At 72.2% G+C, this 17,228-nt stretch carries 16 protein-coding genes; 8 read left to right on the top strand and 8 right to left on the bottom strand.

Annotated elements, in window-relative coordinates:
- Positions 1–76: 76 nt before the first annotated feature.
- Together ACNNMR_RS00895 and ACNNMR_RS00890 are read right to left on the bottom strand one after the other, a co-directional pair.
- A complete protein-coding gene (locus ACNNMR_RS00895; RefSeq protein WP_419992519.1) occupies positions 77–922 on the bottom strand; it encodes a dienelactone hydrolase family protein in 846 nt (281 codons plus the stop codon).
- Between the two features lie 174 nt (positions 923–1,096).
- Complete coding sequence (locus ACNNMR_RS00890) at positions 1,097–1,795, bottom strand: TetR/AcrR family transcriptional regulator (RefSeq protein WP_419992518.1); 699 nt, start codon at positions 1,793–1,795, stop codon at positions 1,097–1,099.
- A gap of 84 nt (positions 1,796–1,879) precedes the next feature.
- On the opposite strand from ACNNMR_RS00890, the gene ACNNMR_RS00885 reads away from it, so the two are divergent.
- On the top strand, positions 1,880–3,091 hold the full coding sequence (locus tag ACNNMR_RS00885; protein ID WP_419992517.1) for a hypothetical protein: 1,212 nt from the start codon (positions 1,880–1,882) through the stop codon (positions 3,089–3,091).
- 9 nt (positions 3,092–3,100) lie between these two features.
- On the opposite strand, the gene ACNNMR_RS00880 is transcribed toward ACNNMR_RS00885, so the two are convergent.
- Entirely contained in the window at positions 3,101–4,258 is a 1,158-nt protein-coding gene (locus ACNNMR_RS00880; protein WP_419992516.1) for an agmatine deiminase family protein, read from the bottom strand.
- An 88-nt stretch (positions 4,259–4,346) separates the two neighbouring features.
- Between ACNNMR_RS00880 and ACNNMR_RS00875 the strand changes: the two genes are divergently transcribed.
- From ACNNMR_RS00875 to ACNNMR_RS00860, 4 genes are all read left to right on the top strand, one after another.
- Positions 4,347–4,913, top strand: a complete 567-nt coding sequence (locus ACNNMR_RS00875; protein ID WP_419992515.1) for a TetR/AcrR family transcriptional regulator — start codon at positions 4,347–4,349, stop codon at positions 4,911–4,913.
- An 11-nt stretch (positions 4,914–4,924) separates the two neighbouring features.
- On the top strand, positions 4,925–5,992 hold the full coding sequence (locus tag ACNNMR_RS00870; protein ID WP_419992514.1) for an ABC transporter substrate-binding protein: 1,068 nt from the start codon (positions 4,925–4,927) through the stop codon (positions 5,990–5,992).
- Positions 5,993–6,046: 54 nt separating this feature from the next.
- Positions 6,047–6,829, top strand: coding sequence for a phytanoyl-CoA dioxygenase family protein (locus ACNNMR_RS00865; protein ID WP_419992513.1), 783 nt, complete (start codon positions 6,047–6,049; stop codon positions 6,827–6,829).
- 78 nt (positions 6,830–6,907) lie between these two features.
- Positions 6,908–7,960, top strand: a complete 1,053-nt coding sequence (locus tag ACNNMR_RS00860; RefSeq protein ID WP_419992512.1) for a cation diffusion facilitator family transporter — start codon at positions 6,908–6,910, stop codon at positions 7,958–7,960.
- A 12-nt stretch (positions 7,961–7,972) separates the two neighbouring features.
- On the opposite strand, the gene ACNNMR_RS00855 is transcribed toward ACNNMR_RS00860, so the two are convergent.
- Genes ACNNMR_RS00855 through ACNNMR_RS00845 form a run of 3 tightly spaced genes read right to left on the bottom strand, consistent with a single transcriptional unit; the run spans position 7,973 to position 10,715 of the window.
- Positions 7,973–8,812, bottom strand: coding sequence for an arylamine N-acetyltransferase family protein (locus ACNNMR_RS00855; protein ID WP_419992511.1), 840 nt, complete (start codon positions 8,810–8,812; stop codon positions 7,973–7,975).
- 32 nt (positions 8,813–8,844) lie between these two features.
- Entirely contained in the window at positions 8,845–10,026 is a 1,182-nt protein-coding gene (locus ACNNMR_RS00850) for an NADH:flavin oxidoreductase (protein WP_419992510.1), read from the bottom strand.
- Positions 10,027–10,061: 35 nt separating this feature from the next.
- A complete protein-coding gene (locus ACNNMR_RS00845; RefSeq protein ID WP_419992509.1) occupies positions 10,062–10,715 on the bottom strand; it encodes a TetR/AcrR family transcriptional regulator in 654 nt (217 codons plus the stop codon).
- 67 nt (positions 10,716–10,782) lie between these two features.
- Here ACNNMR_RS00845 and ACNNMR_RS00840 point away from each other — a divergent pair, with 67 nt between their 5' ends.
- Entirely contained in the window at positions 10,783–12,327 is a 1,545-nt protein-coding gene (locus tag ACNNMR_RS00840; protein ID WP_419992508.1) for a serine hydrolase domain-containing protein, read from the top strand.
- On the opposite strand, the gene ACNNMR_RS00835 is transcribed toward ACNNMR_RS00840, so the two are convergent.
- Complete coding sequence (locus ACNNMR_RS00835) at positions 12,281–13,297, bottom strand: hemolysin family protein (RefSeq protein WP_419992507.1); 1,017 nt, start codon at positions 13,295–13,297, stop codon at positions 12,281–12,283. The two genes, ACNNMR_RS00840 and ACNNMR_RS00835, sit on opposite strands and share 47 nt — an antisense overlap.
- Positions 13,294–14,643 (bottom strand): hemolysin family protein, encoded by a 1,350-nt coding sequence (locus tag ACNNMR_RS00830; protein WP_419992506.1) that lies wholly within the window; start codon positions 14,641–14,643, stop codon positions 13,294–13,296. The genes ACNNMR_RS00835 and ACNNMR_RS00830 overlap by 4 nt, the downstream gene beginning before the upstream one ends.
- A 440-nt stretch (positions 14,644–15,083) precedes the next feature.
- Here ACNNMR_RS00830 and ACNNMR_RS00825 point away from each other — a divergent pair, with 440 nt between their 5' ends.
- Positions 15,084–16,799, top strand: coding sequence for an LCP family protein (locus ACNNMR_RS00825; protein ID WP_419992505.1), 1,716 nt, complete (start codon positions 15,084–15,086; stop codon positions 16,797–16,799).
- Positions 16,799–17,212 carry a hypothetical protein gene (locus tag ACNNMR_RS00820; RefSeq protein ID WP_419992504.1) on the top strand — a complete coding sequence of 138 codons (414 nt, stop codon included), beginning with the start codon at positions 16,799–16,801 and terminating at the stop codon, positions 17,210–17,212. The genes ACNNMR_RS00825 and ACNNMR_RS00820 overlap by 1 nt, the downstream gene beginning before the upstream one ends.
- The last annotated feature ends 16 nt before the right edge of the window (positions 17,213–17,228 follow it).

Here is a 17,228-nt window from a genome sequence, read left to right as displayed (position 1 = left end):
GACCACGCGTCGCGCGGACACCTACGAAGCTATGTTCTGACGGATACGTATACGGAGGCCGTTCGAGTGGGCCGGATCAGTACGGACAGGTGCTGCGGTATTCCGAGACGGCGCTGCCGGGTGCGGGACCGGGGCACAGGACGGCATTCTGGCCCGTATCGCCGTCCACGAAGCGCTTCAGCCAGGCGACGCTGTACTTCTCGATGGTGGCGTTGCTCGTCATGGGCGCGAAGTGGTCGGCGTCGTTGAGCTCCAGATACGCCTTGTCGGTGGTGCCTGGCAGACTGGCGTAGAACGGCTCCGAGTGCGAGGCGACCGGGGCGATGGCGTCATTCTCCGCGCCGACGACCAGGGTTGGGGTACGCACCTCCGGCCAGGTCGTGTCCGTATTCCAGCCGGTCAGGGGAATGGCCGCCTTGAGCGCCGGCCGGTCCTTCGCGGCCTCCAGCGCGCCGCCACCGCCCATGGAGTGCCCCATGACGGCGAGCCGGCCGCTGTCCACCCGGTCCTTGAGGGTGCTGCGCTGGGTGAGGTGGTCCAGCGCGGCGAGCAGCTGGTCGCCGCGGCTTGCGGGCACGTCGTAGATCGACTTGGTGTCGATGACGAAGACGATGAACCCCTGCTCGGCAAGGCGCGGCCCGAGCCAGGCGACGGCGGCCTGCTTGCTGAGGAAGCCGGGTGAGATCGCGACGGCGCCGTGGCGGCCGGTGTCGCCCGGGTAGTAGATGGTGCCGCCGCCGAAGCCGGAGACTCCGGAGCGCGGCACGCTCACCGAGCCGATGGCCTCCGCCGCCTTCGGCGTGCCCGCGGTCGCACTGCCGGGGATCTGGGTGAGCCCGAAGGCGGTGAGGGCGACGGCGGCGGCGAGGCTGGCGGCCCGGCGCCTGGCTCGGTGTGCGGGGGACGGACGATGCCGGCGCACGGGGTGCTCAACTCCCTCTACGTCAGGTGACGGTCCGAAGGCTGACACGTCCGGGCGCCCAGGAGGCAGGATGCCGCCCGAAGGGTGTACGCGGGACCAGGTGAGGGTGTGCGCGGGCACAGACGCCCTGTGCCCGCATCAGTAAGCCCGGCGGCGTAGTACGCAGCGCGCTGACTAGCCGCCTGTCCGGCTGAGTTGGCTCTCGATGCCGTCGAGGATGATGTCGAGGCCCCGGGTGAACTGGCCGTCGAAGTCGTCGTTCTCCAGCTGCGCCTGCCGGGCGAGGGTGGGATACGACTCGACCCGCGCGTCGATGAACTCCTGCGCGCGCAGGCGCAGATCGGCCTCCCCGGCCTTGCCGCCGCTCCACTCGCGCCAGATGTTCTCGGTCGCGACGAAACCCTGCACGTAGAAGGTGAGGGTGCCGACGGCGGCGACCAGCGGCGGCCCGTCGAGCCCGGCCCGGACGAGGGCGGCGTAGAACAGCTCCGAGCGGGCCAGGGAATGCGGCCCGAGCAGGGGGCGGGTGGCCATCAGCGCGGGAATCCACGGGTGGCGCTTCATCATCTCGCGGCTCTGGTGCAGCTGCCGGCTCAGGAGCGCGCGCCAGGGGAGTCCGTCTTCGTCGGTGCGAATCGCCGCGATGACCTCGTCCATGGCGAGGTCGAGCACATCTTCGCGGCTGCGCACGTATTCGTACGCGGACATGGCGCCCGCGTCCAGGCGGGCGGCGAGGCGGCGCATGGAGAAGCCGTCCACCCCTTCGGCGTCGAGGAGTTCGACCGCGGCCCGGACGATCCGCTCGCGGGAGAGGCGGGGCTTGCGGGGAGGTTCGTCGGTGAACCAGATGTCGGCGGGGCGCGGTCGGGGCATCCTCGCTTCTCCTCCCGTACGGCGTACGGGAAACCGTACATCTAGCGTCGTTCGTGGCGGCACCTTCCAGGGACGGAGCGGGCGATGGCGATGACCGGTGCGGAATGGTTCGAGGCGTACGCGCTGCTGGCGCTGCGGATCGACCGGCAGGTGGCGGCGGCGGCCGGCGGGGGGACGGTGGTGATCTACCGCGGGCCGGGGGAGTGGCGGGAGCTGGTCGCGGAGGAGGAGCCGCCGCCGGCCGGGAGGCTGGCCGATGACGCTGATGTGCTGCTTGACCGGCCGCCGTTCGGCCCTGGACGGGCGCGCTATCTGTCGGCTCAGGTACGGGCCATGCGCGCGGTCGCGCGGCGGCTGGCCGGGGAGGAGCTGCCGTTCGCCGAGTACGCCCGCGCCTGCCTGGGTGTCGCGGCGGATCCGGTGCCGGAGGCGGTCTTCGAGCTGGCGCACGAGCAGTTGGCGGGCGCGCTGCCGCCCGGCGGGGGCACGCTGGCGGAGCGGCTGCGGGCCTGGCAGCGCTCGTACACGCTGCCTCAGGAGCGCATGGGGCAGCTGCCGGAGCTGGTGTTGCGGGCGGTGGCGGAGACGCGGCGGCGCACCGGCGCGATCGTGGCGCTGCCGGAGGGCGAGTCGGTGGACTGCCGGCTGCAGCCGGGGGCGCATTTCCGGGCCGCCGGGCATTACGCGGGTGGGCTTGACTCGACGATCTTCATCAACGGCGATCTTCCGTTCAATCTGGCGGATCTGTTGTACGTGGTCGCCCACGAGGGCCACCCCGGGCACATCGCCGAGTCCCTCCTCAAAGAGCGGATCCTGGTCGAGGAGCAGGGGCTGCTCGACCAGCAGGTGCGGTTCATGCTCGGCCCGTCCTTCGTCCTCAGCGAGGGCCTCGGGCTGCATGCGCAGGACATCGTCTTCCCCGGCGACGAGGCGCAGGCGTGGCTCGCCGAACACGTCCTGAGCGAGCTGGGCATGAAGCCCGACGGCAGCGACTTCGCCGCTATCCACCGCGCCCAGAACGCCCTTTTCGGCGCCTGGGCCAACGCCGCGCTGCTCCTCGCCGACGGGCGCCCGCAGGCGGAGGCGGCGGACTACCTCGCCCGCTGGGCGCTGCTCTCCGAGGCGGAGACGGCCGCCGCCCTCGGCTCCCTCGGCGCGGCGGGCATGGCGCTGTACGTGCTCGGCTACTACCACGGCTGGCGGCTGCTCACCCCGTGGCTCGACACGCCCGACCGCCCGGTCCGCGTACGGCGCCTGCTCACGGAGCAGCTGCTGCCCGCCGATCTGACGGGCTGACCGCGGGGCTTACCGACCCACCTTCGGCTGCTGCTGGGTGGAGCAGTGGATGCCGCCGCCGCCCTCGCCCAGGTAGTCGACGGGGACCTGCACCACCTCGCGGTCCGGGTAGAGGTCGCGCAGCACGGCCGCGGCGTTGCGGTCGGCGCGGCGGTCGCCGAAGCGGGGTGCGATGACGCCGTCGTTGACCACGTAGTAGTTCACGTAGCTGGCGAGGAACTCGTCGCTGTGCCCGCGGAGATCGTCGGGCTCCTGCAGGTCCACGATCTCCAGCCGCTTGCCGCGGGCGTCGACGGCGTCCTCCAGCACGGCGCGGGCCTGGTCGTACGCGCGCCGCCACACGTCCCTCGGGGCGCTGTCGGCCGGCTTCCCGATGACGACGACGCCGGGCTCGCTGAAGCGGGCGAGGGCGTCGATGTGGTAGTCGGTGATGTCCTCGCCCTTGATGCCCTTCACCCAGATCACCTTGGTGACGCCGTAGAGCGCCTTGAGGGCGTCCTCGATGTCGTCGCGCGACTTGCCGGGGTTGCGGTTGGCGTTGACCCAGCAGCTCTCGGTCGCGAGCAGCGTGCCCGCGCCGTCGACCTCGAGGCCGCCGCCCTCGCCGGTGACCGGTGCCTTGATCCGCTTGATGCGCTCGCGGTCGAGGATGGTGCGGGCCACGTGGGCGTCGCGGCGGTGGGTCTGCTTGTCGCCCCAGCCGTTGAAGTTCAGGTCGATGCCGGCGATGCCGTCGGGGCCGAGCACGAAGCTCGGGCCCGTGTCGCGCATCCAGAGGTCGTCGACCGGGGCGGGCATCAGCTCGACGTCCTTGCCGCATGCCTTCTGGGCGCTGCGCACATCGCGCTCATTGGCCAGAAGGGTCACCGGCTCGAACTCGGCGATCGTCCGGGCGATCCGCGCGATGTCGTCGCGTACGCCGTCGAAGTCCGCGCCGTGGATGCTGCGGATGGCCGGCCAGGCCATGAAGGTGCGCTCGTGCGGCTCGCTCTCCTCGGGCATGCGCCAGCCAGGCGTCTCCTCGGACACCCCGGCCGCTCCCGCGGACCCCGCCGCCTGCGACGGCCGGCCGCCCTTGTCGCCCGTACCCCCGCAGGCGGCGAGCGCGGCACCGCCCACGGCCGCGAAGAACCCCGTCCGCAGCACCTGACGTCGGCGAATGGCCATCCCCTTAGCTCCTAACTGAAAATTTAGTCAGGACCAGTCTAAGGCATGATGAGACCTGCCACCCACCCTTGATCGCCAGGGAGCGCCGATGCCGGACAGGCCGACCCAGATCCTCCGGGCCACCGCCCGCCTGATCGCGCGCAACGGCGTGCGCGGGCTGCGCGTGGAAGAGGTCGCGGCCGAGGCGGGCGTGTCGACGGCGCTGATCTACTACCACTTCAAGAACCGCGGTGGACTGCTCCGCCACACGCTGGAGTTCATCAACCAGCGCGCCATCCGCTACACCGACACCCCCGGCCTGGACGCGGATCCGCGCGCGCAGCTCACCGAGATGCTGCTGATGGAGCTCCAGGACGATCCGGCCGTACGGGAGAACAGCGCGGCCTGGGGCGAACTGCGCGCCACCGCCGTCTTCGACCCCGACCTGCATGATGACCTGAGCGGTGCGACACGTTCGTGGGCCGCTGACGTGGCGGACGGGATCCGCCGGGCCCAGGCCGCGGGCGCTGTCGGCCGCGACGCCGACCCGCAGGCCGCCGCCGAACGCCTCGTCGCCCTGGTCGAAGGCCTCAGCCAGCAGTGGCTGAGCGGCTCCCTCCCACTGACCCGCGCCCGTGAGCTCCTCCGGGGCGCGATCGACCTCGAGCTGCGTTGAAAGGCCCAGACATGCATGCATCGCCTGTCCGGATAGGCGCCCTCGCCCCGCTGGCCCGGCCCGGCTGGGTTGAGGCAGGACAGCACCTGCTGGCCGGTCTTGAAGCGGCTGCTGAAGACATCAATGACGCCGGGGGGATCGCCGGCAGGCCGCTCGAGCTCGTGGTCAGGGACACCGCGGCCGACCCCGAGAAGGCTGTCGCGGCCGTGAACGAGCTGGCTGATCTGGGCGTTGCCGCCCTCGCGGGGGAGTATCACAGCGTCGTCGCCCGGGCCGCCGCCACCAGGGCCGATGCCCTCGGCGTGCCGTTCCTCTGCTCCTCGGGCGTGCTCGACGCGCTCACCGAGCAGCCGACGGACTGGGTCGCGCGCCTCGCCCCGCCGCAGTCCCGCGGCTGGCGGATCTTCGCCGACTTCCTCCTCGCCGCAGGCCACCGGCGCATCGCCGTCGCCGCACAGCCGAGCATCTACTGGGCCTCGGGGACTCGCATCCTGCGGGACCACCTCGCCGCCCGCGGCGGCTACCTCATCGAACTCGACCCGGCTGCGGTATGCGACGGACTCGCGGACCACCGGGCCACGGCGCTGCTCCTCCTGGTCGGCGCCCCGGAGCCGGCGGTGCCGATCGTCCGGGCCGTCCGCCGCGACCCGCGCCTCGCCGATGTCCTGATCGGTGCACCGGCCGGACAGCCGGAGTTCCCCGGATGGCTGAAGGAGCTGGGCGGCGAGGGCGCCGGCATCCCCTTCCTGCGCTACCTGCCCGAGCGCCTCACCCCACTCGGCCGCAGTGTCGACGCGGCCCTCCGCGAGCGACTCGCGACCGAAGCACCCTCCTTCGTCGCCTTCGAGGGCTACGACACGGTCGCCGTCCTCGCCGACGTGCTGCGTGCCGGCGGTGCGGACGACCGGGCGCGCATCGCCGAAGCCTGGCCGCACGTCGCCGTCGAAGGCACCCGCGGCCGCATCCGCCTCTCCCGTACTCCGGGCATCAACGTCTGGCAGTGGGCCGACCCGCCGATCCAGGTCGCCGACCGCGACCCGGCCGAACCCGAACGCCTCCGGACCCTCCGCACCGACTGAACCGGTGCGGAAAATGTCGGGTCGCCGGGCGCCGCGGCACCGCACGATGGGGCCATGGACGACGACAAGACCCTGGTATCCGACTTCCTCCGCGACGGCTTCGTAAAGCTGGAGGGGGCCGTGGCGCCGCGCGTGGCCGCGGACTGCGCGCGCATGCTGTGGCGGGAGACGGGGTGCGACCCGGACGATCCGGCGACCTGGACGCAGCCGGTGCACTGGGTGGGCGGGATGGCGCAGGGCCCGTTCGCGGCCGCGCCCAACTCCCCGGAGCTGCACCACGCGTACGACCTCCTCGTCGGCGCGGACCGCTGGGAACGGATCTACTCGCTCGGCACCTTCCCGCTGCGCTTCCCGCACGAGGAGGAGCCGGACGACGCGGGATGGCACATCGAGGGGAGCTACGCGGTGGACGGCGAGACCTGGCCCTTCACCAACCTGTATTCGCGCGGCCGGGCGCTGCTGATGCTGTTCCTGTTCAGCGAGGTCGGCGAGGAGGACGCTCCCACCCGGATCAGGGTCGGCTCCCACCTCGACGTGCCTAAGGTGCTGGCGGAGTACGGGGAGCAGGGCGCGAGCGGGCTGGCCATCGCGCCGGATCTGGTGGCGGCGTCCGATCACCGGCCTGTTGCGCTCGCCACGGGGTCGCCGGGCGACGTTTTCCTCTGCCATCCGTTCCTGGTGCACGCGGCGCAGCCGCATCACGGGGTGCGGCCGCGCTTCATGGCCCAGCCGCCGCTGCTGCCCACCGCGCCGTACGAGCTGGAGCGGGCCGATGGCGCGTACTCGCCCGTGGAGCTGGCCATCCGGCAGGGGCTGGGGTGGGACGCCAGGCATTGAGCGGCTGCGTGCGGCCCGGGAGGGGTGGGCATACTCGGATATCCGCAGTCCCCGCCCCGCCCGTCGGAAGGCCGCCCCGTGAGCGAGAAGCACCCTCATGGACACGCCCATGACCACAGCCACGCACCCGCCGCCGGCACCCGCCGGGCGCGGCTCCGCCACCGGCTCGGCCACCTCCTGACCCCCCACTCCCACGAGGCCGCCGACAAGACCGACGCCGCCCTGGAGTCCTCGGCCCGCGGCATGCGCGCGCTGTGGATCTCCTTGGCCGTCCTCGGCGCGACCGCGGTCGCGCAGGCCGTCGTGGTCGTGCTGTCCGGATCCGTCGCGCTGCTGGGTGACACCGTGCACAACGCCGCCGACGCGCTCACCGCGGTGCCGCTCGGCATCGCCTTCGTGCTCGGGCGGCGCGCCGCGACGCGCAGGTTCACTTACGGGCTGGGGCGGGCCGAGGACATCGCGGGCCTGGTGATCGTGGCGACCATCGGCGCGTCGGCGGCGTTCGCGGCCTGGAGCGCCATTGACCGGCTGCTCGACCCGCGGGACATCTCCCACGTGCCCATGGTCGCCGCGGCGGCCGTCATCGGCTTCATCGGCAACGAGTGGGTGGCCCGCTACCGCATCCGGGTCGGCCGCGACATCGGCTCCGCGGCCCTGGTCGCCGACGGGCTGCATGCCCGTACCGACGGCTTCACCTCGCTGGCCGTGCTGCTCGGCGCGGGCGGCGCCGCGCTCGGCTGGCGGCTCGCCGACCCGATCGTGGGGCTGCTGATCACGGCCGCGATCCTGCTGGTGCTGCGGGACGCCTGCCGCGAGGTCTTCCGCCGGGTCCTCGACGCGGTCGACCCGGCGCTCGTCGACGCCGCGGAGCACGCCCTCGAACAGACGCCCGGTGTACGGTCGGTGGGCGAGCTGCGGATGCGCTGGATCGGCCACCGCCTGCGTGCCGAGGTCGCCATCGTGGTCGACGGCGACCTGACCGTACGCGCCGCCCACGAGGTCGCCGTCGAAGCCGAACACGCCCTGCTGCACGCCGTACCAAAGCTCATCGCTGCCCTCGTACACGCCGACCCGGAACCACAGCCGGGCGCTCCCGACCCGCACACAGTGCTGGCCCACCACGTGGCGTGAGACCGGCCGGGCTCACTGGCCCCGCGCGGCCTCCCACTCCTGGTGTGCCTTACGGACCCGCTGCCACAGGTCCGCCCGCGCCGCCGCGTCGACATCGCCCAGGTCCAGCCGGAAGACGCCGGCCAGCACCTCGTACCAGTCGTCGGCCGAGTCGATGACCCGCTGGTCCGTGCCGCCGCCGTGGATGCGGCGCAGCACGCACCCGCGCAGCACGTCCACGCCCTTGGCGCCGCGGAGCTGGGCGGTGGCGGTCCGTACGAAGCCGGACTCGGGGTCGGTGGACAGGTAGGTGTGCATCTCGGCGAAGGCGGACAGCTCCACCGGCTCCGGGGCGAAGTCCATGGAGATGAAGGCGCCGCGCGGGTCGTGGGTGAAGCGCCAGCCGCCGGGGACCGTGTCCGAGAGGGCCATCGCGTACGTGAAAGGGCCCTGGGTGTAGGTGCCTTCGCGCAGCGGCAGCGGCTCGTAAATGCCGCCCGCCTGTCCGGTGTCGACCAGCCACCGCTCGCCGTCGAGCAGGACCGTGAGCGCGAGATGGTCGCCGTTCGCGCCCGGGATCTCGTCGGGGCTGCCCTGCATCCCGCCCCAGTGCAGGGTGACGTCATAGCCGAGGGTCTTGAGCAGCTCGCTGAAGGCGCCGTTGAGATGGAAGCAGTAGCCGCCGCGGCCGCGCATGAACCGGGCCACGGACTCTTCGGGGAGGATGCTGGTCGGCCGCCCCAAATGGATATCGATGTTCTCGAAGGCGAACCGTTCCACCTGCGCCCGGTGCAGCGCCCACAGCGCCTCGGCGGTCGGGGCGGCGGGCCGGGCCACCCCCAGCGCGGCCAGATACCCATCGACGTCGATCATGCTCCCCCTCAGCGTTCGAACGGAAGGGCAGCTTACCCGCCGATGAGCGGGCAGTGCGTGCCGGTGTAGATGGTGGGCATGCAGCGGTTGCAGTGGATGCACTGGGAGCGGGTGTCCGGGGCGCGGCGGATGCGTTCCAGAAGGTCGGGCTCGCGGAGCAGCGCCCGCGCCATCGCGACGAAGTCGAAACCCTCGGCCATGGCCCGCTCCATGCCCGCCCGGTCGGTGACCCCGCCGATCAGCACGAGCGGGAGCGAGAGCGCCCGGCGGAACGCTCGCGCCCGGTCGAGCAGATACAGCGGCTCGTACGGATAGGACCGCAGGAATTTCTTGCCCAGCAGCCGGATGCCCACCCGCTGCGGCAGCGGGAACTGCGCCGCGAACTCCTTCACCGGCGCCTCCCCGCGGAAGAGATACATCGGGTTGAGCAGCGAGCTCCCGGCCGTCAGCGTCAGCGCGTCCACGGAGCCGTCGTCCTGCAGCCACTGCGCCACCTGAAGGCTGTCCTCCGGGGTCAGGCCGCCCCGCGCACCATCCGACATGTTGAGCTTCGCGGTGATCGCGATACGGTCCCCGAGCTCCGCCCGCACCGCCCGCCCGATCTCCAGCGCCAGCCGCGCCCGCCGCCGCAGCGAACCGCCATACGCGTCGTCGCGCCGGTTGAGGCGCGGGCTGAGGAAGGCGCTGGCCAGGTAGTTGTGGCCGAGGTGCAGCTCTACGGCGTCGAAGCCGGCCTCGGCGGCCTGGCGGGCGGCGGTGGCGTGGGCCCGTACGATCCGGTCGAGGTCGTCGGGGGTGGCCGCCCGGTCGCGGCGCATGCTCACCGGGTTGAAGCCGGCCATCGGCGCGAGCGCGGGGGCCCGGTTCGAGCGGGCGTCGGCCACCGGGCCCGCGTGTCCCAGCTGCAGCGCCACCGCGGCGCCCGTCTCGTGCACGGCCGCGGTCAGCCGCCGCAGGCCCGGCAGCACCTCCGGCCGCATCCACAGCTGCCCCCGCTGGGTACGCCCCTCCGGCGCGACCGCGCAGTACGCCACGGTGCACATGGCCACGCCGCCCTCGGCGGGGCGCCGGTGGTAGGCGATCAGCTCATCGGTGACGAGGGCGTCGGGTGCCATTCCCTCGAAGGTGGCGGCCTTGATGATCCGGTTGCGCAGCCGCAGGGGGCCCAGATGTGCGGGCTGGAACACGTCAGGTGTTTCCGGGACAGCCGGCATGCGCGGAGGATCCCACAGACCTGACGAAGTGTCAGCTATCGCGCTCGGCTCCCGTACTGGCGGCACTCTCCGGTGAACACCTCGGCGAGCGCGGCCCGCAGCAGCTGGTCGGCCGCGGTGCCCAGCTTGCGCCGGCCGACCTTGCGGGACGGGTCCTCGTAGAGCTGGTCGGCGAGGCCGTCGGTGAGGGCGGCGATGCGGGTGGCGGCCAGTTCGGCGTCGGTGCCGGCCTCGACCTCGCCGCACTCCTTGCCGTTCGTGACTGCCTGCGCGAGCTGCCCGCGCAGCTCGGCGGCGGTGGTGCGGGCGACCTCGGCGAGGTCGGGGTTGTCGAGCGCGCGGCCGCGGAAGGCGCGGGTGACGCGGTACTCGCCGCGGCGGGCGGCGTCGAGGGGGAGCAGCTCCTTGAGCGAGGCGAAGGTCACCGTCGCGATCGGCTGCTTGCCGGTGATCCCCTCGGTGATCCGCTCGGCCACCCGGGCGTTGACGTCGGCCATCACCTGCCGGCAGGTGAGCAGCAGCAGGGCGTCCTTGCTGGGGAAGTAGTGCTGCACCAGCCCGACGGAGAAGCCCGCCTCGCGCGCCACCCGCGCGACCGTGGCGGCGTCGAGGCCGCCTTCGGTGACGAGTTGCCGCACCGCCGCGGCGATCTGCCGGCGGCGGGCGTCGTGGTCTGCCGTACGAGCCATGCCGTAACCGTATCAGCGTATGGTTAAATCAAAACCGTATGCGGATACGGTTATGAGCGGAGGACACATGAGATCTCGGGGATACGGTGCGGTGCTGATCGCCGTCGTGCTCGCCCTGTGCGGCGCCCTGCTGGCGCCCTCGGCGGCGGTGGCGGCGGCGGGGGAGCGGGAAGTGGACGCCTACCTGCGCCAACGGATGGCGGAGGCCAAGACCCCCGGCATGGCGTACGCCATCGTCGACCGCCGGAAGATCGAGCACATAGGCACCATGGGACACGACGGCGACGGCGCCCCCGTCACCGCCCGCACCCCCTTCCTGTGGGGCTCGGTCGCCAAGCCGGTGACCGCGACCGCCGTGATGACCTTGGTCGAGGACGGCAAGGTCGACCTCGACCGGCCGGTACGGGCCTACCTGCCCGACTTCACCCTCAAGGACCGGGCCACCGCCGCCCGCATCACGGTCCGGCACCTGCTCCAGCAGACCAGCGGCCTCCCGGAGGTCACCGACGCCACCGACCGCTTCGAGCACCGGCGCGACCCGTATCGCAGTGCGGTGGCGGAGCTGGCCGACGTGGAGCCGGCGGCCGAGCCGGGGGAGAAGCACATCTACGCCAGCGCCAACTACCTGCTCCTCGGCGCGATCGTGGAGGAGGTGACGGGCCGGCCGTACGCCACGTACCTTCGCGAGTCGGTGCTGGGCCCGCTGGGGATGAAGAGCGCCATCGCCACCCCGGGCCAGGCGGCGCGGCTGCCCGACGGGCACAGCTATGCCTACGGTCAACCGATCTCCGTCGCACCGCACTTCGACCAGACCGGCCCGAGCTACGGCTATCTCGGCGGCACGGTCGAGGACCTGGCCCGCTTCGCCATGGCGCACCTTGACGAAGGCCGGGGCGCGCGGATCCTCAAGCCCGCCTCGGTACGGGAGATGCACACCGGCACCGTCCGCATCCAGGACACCCACCACTACGGCCTCGGCTGGCGCGACGACAAGCGCAACGCCGACCTCGGCGCCCGCACCGTCTGGCACGGCGGCGCGGCCCCCGGCTATCAGGCGATGGTCGTGCTGCTGCCGGACAAGGACCGCGCGGTGGTCCTGACGCAGAACATCTACGGCTACTTCCAGGAGAACGAGTTCGTGTCCGCCGGACTCGGCGCGGCCCGCATCCTGGCGGGCGGGCAGCCCAAGGACCAGGGTGAAGACCCCCTGTACGCAACCTTGCTGGCCGCGCTCACCGCCATCGCGGTCGCCGTGACCGTCGCCACCGGCTGGGCGGCGTTCCGCACGCTGCGTCCGGCGCCGCGGCCCGTGCGGCGGCTCCGTACGGCGGTGGCGACGGCGGCATGGGCGGTGCTCGGGCTCGGGCTCGCTTACGCCGCCTGGTTCGCCGTCCCGGAATCGCTGGGCGGCAGCCGGCGCCTCATCCGGCTCTTCACCCCGGACCTCGGGTGGCTGCTGACCGGCATCGCGATCGGCGGGCTCGCGCTGGCGGCCACTCGACTCGGGTGCGGGCTGCGGCGGCTGGGCCGGGCCGGCAGGCCGGCGACCGAGCCGCGCATGGACGCTATGCCGCCGGGTGCAGCAGCCGCGCCAGCAGGTCGTCGAGGCTGATCAAGCCGGTGAGGCGGCCGGTGTCGTCGCGTACGACGGCGAGGGTCGCGCGGCGGCGGCGGAGCTGCTCGACCGCGTGCGCAATGGTGTCGTCCGTGCGCAGTTCGGGGACCGGGCGGGCCAGCTCGCGGGCCGTTATGGCGTGCCCGCGGGCGCGGGCGGCCAGGGCGTCGCGGGAGTGGACCGAGCCGAGGACGCGGGTGTCGTCGCGGACCAGGAGGCGGGTGCGGTCGGCGGTGGTCGCGGCCGCGAGGATGCCGTCCAGGTCGGCGTCCGCGGGGACGGCGTCGATGTCGGCGGCCGGGACCTGCAGGGCGCCGACCGCGGTCTGCGGTTCGGTGAGGGAGCGGGTGAGGAGGGCGGAGTCGTCGGCCTCGATCAGGCCGAGGCGTTCGGATTCTGCGACGAGGTGGGTGAGCTGCTCGCTGTTGTGGACAGAGGCGATCTCCTCGCGCGGGGTGACCCGGCACAGCCGCACCAGCCCGTTGCTGATCTTGTTGAGCAGCCAGATCAGCGGGCGGACGACCAGGGTGATGCCACGGAAGGGCGGGGCGAGGAGCATTGCCGAGGTCTCCGGGTGGGCGATGGCCCAGGATTTCGGCGCCATCTCGCCGACGACCATGTGCAGGAACACCACCACGAACATGGCGATGGCGAAGGCGATCCCGTAGCTGAGCGCGGTCGGCAGGCCGAGCTTCTGCAGCAGCGGGTCGAGCTCGTGGGAGATCGCCGGCTTGGATACGGCGCCGAGCCCCAGCGTGCACAGGGTGATGCCGAGCTGGGCGCCGGCGAGCATCAGCGACAGCTCGCGCATCCCGGCGAGCGCGGACTTCGCCCCGCGCTTTCCATCGGCCACGGCCTGCTCCATGCGGTGCCTCTTCGCGGCCACCAGCGCGAACTCGGCGGCGACGAAGAAGCCGCTGCCGACCAGGAGCAGGAAGGTGACGAAGAGGGCCATGGGGAAGCTCATGCGTGGCTCTCCTCGATGCGGTCGTCAGCGGGGGCGGCGGGCGGCAGCGGCGCGATGCGGATGCGTTCCGGCACGTGGTGGTCGAGGGTGCGGACCTCGATCTCGACCCGTCGGCCGCCCACCGTCTCGACGGTGAGGCGGTCGCCGATGGCCGGGAAGCGGCCGAGGCGGTCGAGGATCAGCCCGGCGGCGGTGTCGTAGTCCTCCTCTTCCGGCAGGTCGATTCCGGTGGCCTCGGCGATCTCGTCCAGGCGGCGGCCGGCGCCGACGAGCCAGCCGTCGGCGTCGGGGACGGCCAGGACGTCGGCGCGGTCGGTCTCGTCCTCGATCTCGCCGACGAGTTCCTCGGCGATGTCCTCGAAGGTGACGATCCCGGCGAGGCCGCCGTGCTCGTCCAGGACGACTGCGAACTCGTCGTCGCGCTCGCGCATCTTCTCCACCGCATCCGGCAGCTGCAGGGTGTCGGGCAGCAGCAGCGCGGGCCGGGCGAGTTCGCCGCAGGTGGCGGCGTCGATACGGGCGGCGGGCAGCCGCATCAGGTCCCGTACGCCCAGCACGCCCACCACGTCGTCGTCGCGGCGGCCGACGACCGGGTACGTGGAGTGGCCGAGGCGGGTGATCAGGGCGACGGCCTCCGGCGCGGGGTCGGCGGCGCGCACGTAGGCGGCGTCCACGCGCGGCACCATCACCTCAGCCAGGGTGCGCTCGGAGAACTCCAGCGCGTGGTCGAGGAGGTCGGCGGTGTGCGCGGGCAGGTGGCCGTGTTCGTGCGACTCGCCGATGAGGTGGCCGAGCTCCTCGAGCGACGCGCCGTGGTGCAGCTCCTCGACCGGCTCGATGCCGACGAGGCGCAGCAGCCTGTTCGCGGCCGTGTCGAAGATCCGGATCAGCGGCCCGACGATCTTGAGATACAGGAGGGTGGAGGCGGCGAGGGATTTCGCCAGCCGCTCCGGGACGGCGAGGGCGAGGTTCTTGGGCGCCAGCTCGCCGAGCACCATCTGGATGACCGTGGCGAGGATGAAGGCGAGCGTGAGCGAAATGCCGCTCACCGCGCCCTCCGGCACCCCGATCCCGGTCAGCAGCGGCCTGATCAGCACCGACAGCGACGGCTCGGCGAGCACACCGACCACCAGGCCGGTGACCGTAATGCCCAGCTGCGCTCCGGACAGCATGAACGACAGCCGCTCGAGCACCTTGACCGCGCGCGCCGCCCGCTTGTCCCCGGCGGCGGCGTCCCGGGCCAGCGCGATCCGGTCGGCGGCGACGTACGCGAATTCCTGGGCGACGAAATAGCCGGTGCCGGCCGTCAGCACGATCACGGCCAGCAGGCCGAGCGCGGCGCTCACCGAACACCACCCCGCCGGGCGCCGCGATCATGCTGAAGGGGGCGGGATGGTCGGGGACTGTCCCCGGCCGGGTCCGTCGATCTGGATCTGGCGGACAAAAGCAGTGGCTCCTCGGGCGTGTGGTACGTATCCGGGCAACGGCTGCGGCCGGTGATCAGTTCCCGGCCGCGCACAGGCTGCGCTGCCAAGATAGCGCCGTGCGCACCGTCCGGGCGGATCGCGCGCCGCCCGGAGAGACGTGTCGCGTATTCTCACCAAACTTCGACTGCGTGATCGGGTTGCGGCGGTAGTTGTGGCGGATGAGACCGGTTTGGTCAGGGTGGCGGCAAAGTTGCCGACAACCATGGCGGTCGGCCGAGCGTCTAGTGATTGGGCACTGGCGGCCGTTGTGTTTCGTTGGCCTCGGTGACTGCGGCCATTAACAGAAGAACGGGGAGCGGATGGCGCACGAGGGTGAGGGCGAGGGTTCCATAGGCGGCACCGCCGCCGATGGGGGCTCGGCAGCGGTGGACACGACGCTTCGGCTGACTGCCGCGCGCGAGAAGGGGGCGCGGGGCACCACGACCGTGCCCGCGCAGGCCACCGCGCCCGAGGACGCCGCTTCGAGCCCGCCGTCCGGCGGTGGCGGCGGAGACGGGAAGCGGCGGCACGCCGCCGACGCGCCCAAGCGCAAATCCGTACGCGTGCTGCGCTGGACCGCCATCGGCGTCTCCGCGGCCCTGCTGGTGACGGCGGGCGGCGGCTACCTCTACTACCGGCACCTCGCCGCCAACATCACCAAGGACGCGCTCAACCTCGGCGATTCGAAGGTGAAGAAGAGCGAGCCGAACGCCGCCGGGCAGCACCCGCTGAACATCCTGCTGCTCGGCTCCGACAGCCGTAACACCAAGGAGGACCTGAAGCTCGGCGGCGCCCGCGACACGGTCGGCGACAAGGAGCGCGCCGACGTGCAGATGCTGCTGCACGTCTCGGCCGACCGGAGCAACATGACGGTCGTCAGCATCCCCCGCGACACCCGGGTCACCATCCCCAAGTGCACGGACAATGAGGACGGCAAGGTCTATCCGGAGACTTCGGACATCATCAACACCAGCCTCTCCCACGGCGGTCCCGGCTGCACGGTGGCGACCTGGGAGGAGCTCACCGGCATCCACATCGACCACTTCATGAAGGTCAGCTTCTCCGGCGTGGTGGACATGGCCGACGCCGTCGGCGGCGTCCCCGTCTGCGTCAGGGACAACGTCCGGGACGTGAAGTCCGGGCTGAAGCTCACCAAGGGCTCGCACACCATCCAGGGCGAGCAGGCGCTGCAATGGCTGCGCACCCGGCACGGCTTCGAGGACGGCAGCGACATCGGCCGTACGCACGCCCAGCACCTCTACATGAACTCGATGATCCGCGAGCTCAAGGCCAGCGCCAAGCTCACCGACCCCGGGAAGCTGCGCAGCCTCGCCGAGGCGGCCACCAAGGCGCTCACCGTGGATGAGGGGCTCGGCTCCCCCAAGAAGCTCTACGACCTGGGCAACGACCTCAAGCGGGTCCCGGCCAGCCGGACCACCATGACCACGATGCCGCGGCTCCCCGATCCGCGGAATCCCCTGGCGCACGTCGTGCCCGCGCCCGCGGCCGAGCAGCTCTGGGCCCTGCTGCGGGAAGACAAGCCGGTCGACGGCAAGGGGAAGGGCAAGGCGGGCAAGAAGGATTCCGCGGACCCGACGCCGACGAGCTCCACCCCGAAGGGCGAGGTCGCCGTCACCGTACGCAATGGCACCGGGTCCGCCACCGCGGCACCCGTCCCCGGCCGGGCATCGGTGATCGCCGAGCGCCTGACCTCGCTCGGGTATCAGCAGACCCGCGCGGACACCATGATCCAGCCCCAGCAGACCACGACGATCAGCTACCCGGACGCCGCCGCCAAGCCGGACGCCCTCGCCCTGGCGAAGTCGCTGGGCCTGCCCGCGAGCGCCGCGAAGCAGGCGAAGGCGGGCGACACCGCGACGGGCCTCGTCCTTGTCGTCGGCGCCGACTGGAAGACCGGCACGCGCTATCCGAAGTCCGCCGCCAAGAACCCCGAGGACGCGCTGAAGTCCGCCGACCCGATGAAGGCCACGGATTCCAAGGCGTGCATGAAGGTCAATCCCAACAACACATGGTGATGCAACGTTCCGTCGCGGACAGCCCGCGTCGCTTTGCGGCGGGCTGCGGCGTCGGCGTGCTGATGGTGGTGTGCGGCGGGCTGGCCGGGTTCGGCTCGTACCGGCTGGCGCGGGCCGCCCGGCGGACCTGCCATGTCTACGGCGAGGAGTGGCCGGACATGCTGGGGTGGCGCTTCTGGGAGATGCCGCTGAGCATGGGCACCGGGGCCGTGGTGGCGGCGCTTGCGTACATGCTGGCGGGGGCCCGGGTCCGTACGGGCCCCGCCGTGGCCACGACCTTCGTGGTGCTGGCCGTGACCACGTGGGTGCACTTCGCCTGGCTCGGCACGCCGGCGGGGGCCGGCACGGTCGACGGGCCGACGTGTCCGGCCTCCAACATTCCGGAATGGTGGCCGGGTTGGCTGCCGGCGTGAGGTGAGGTTCGGTCGG

Origin of the sequence: Streptomyces boninensis, assembly GCF_048572725.1 — a bacterium.
GTDB classification, from domain to species: domain Bacteria; phylum Actinomycetota; class Actinomycetes; order Streptomycetales; family Streptomycetaceae; genus Streptomyces; species Streptomyces boninensis.
The sequence above is the reverse complement of the archived record's forward strand: the minus strand, read 5'-3'. Positions and strand labels throughout refer to the sequence as shown.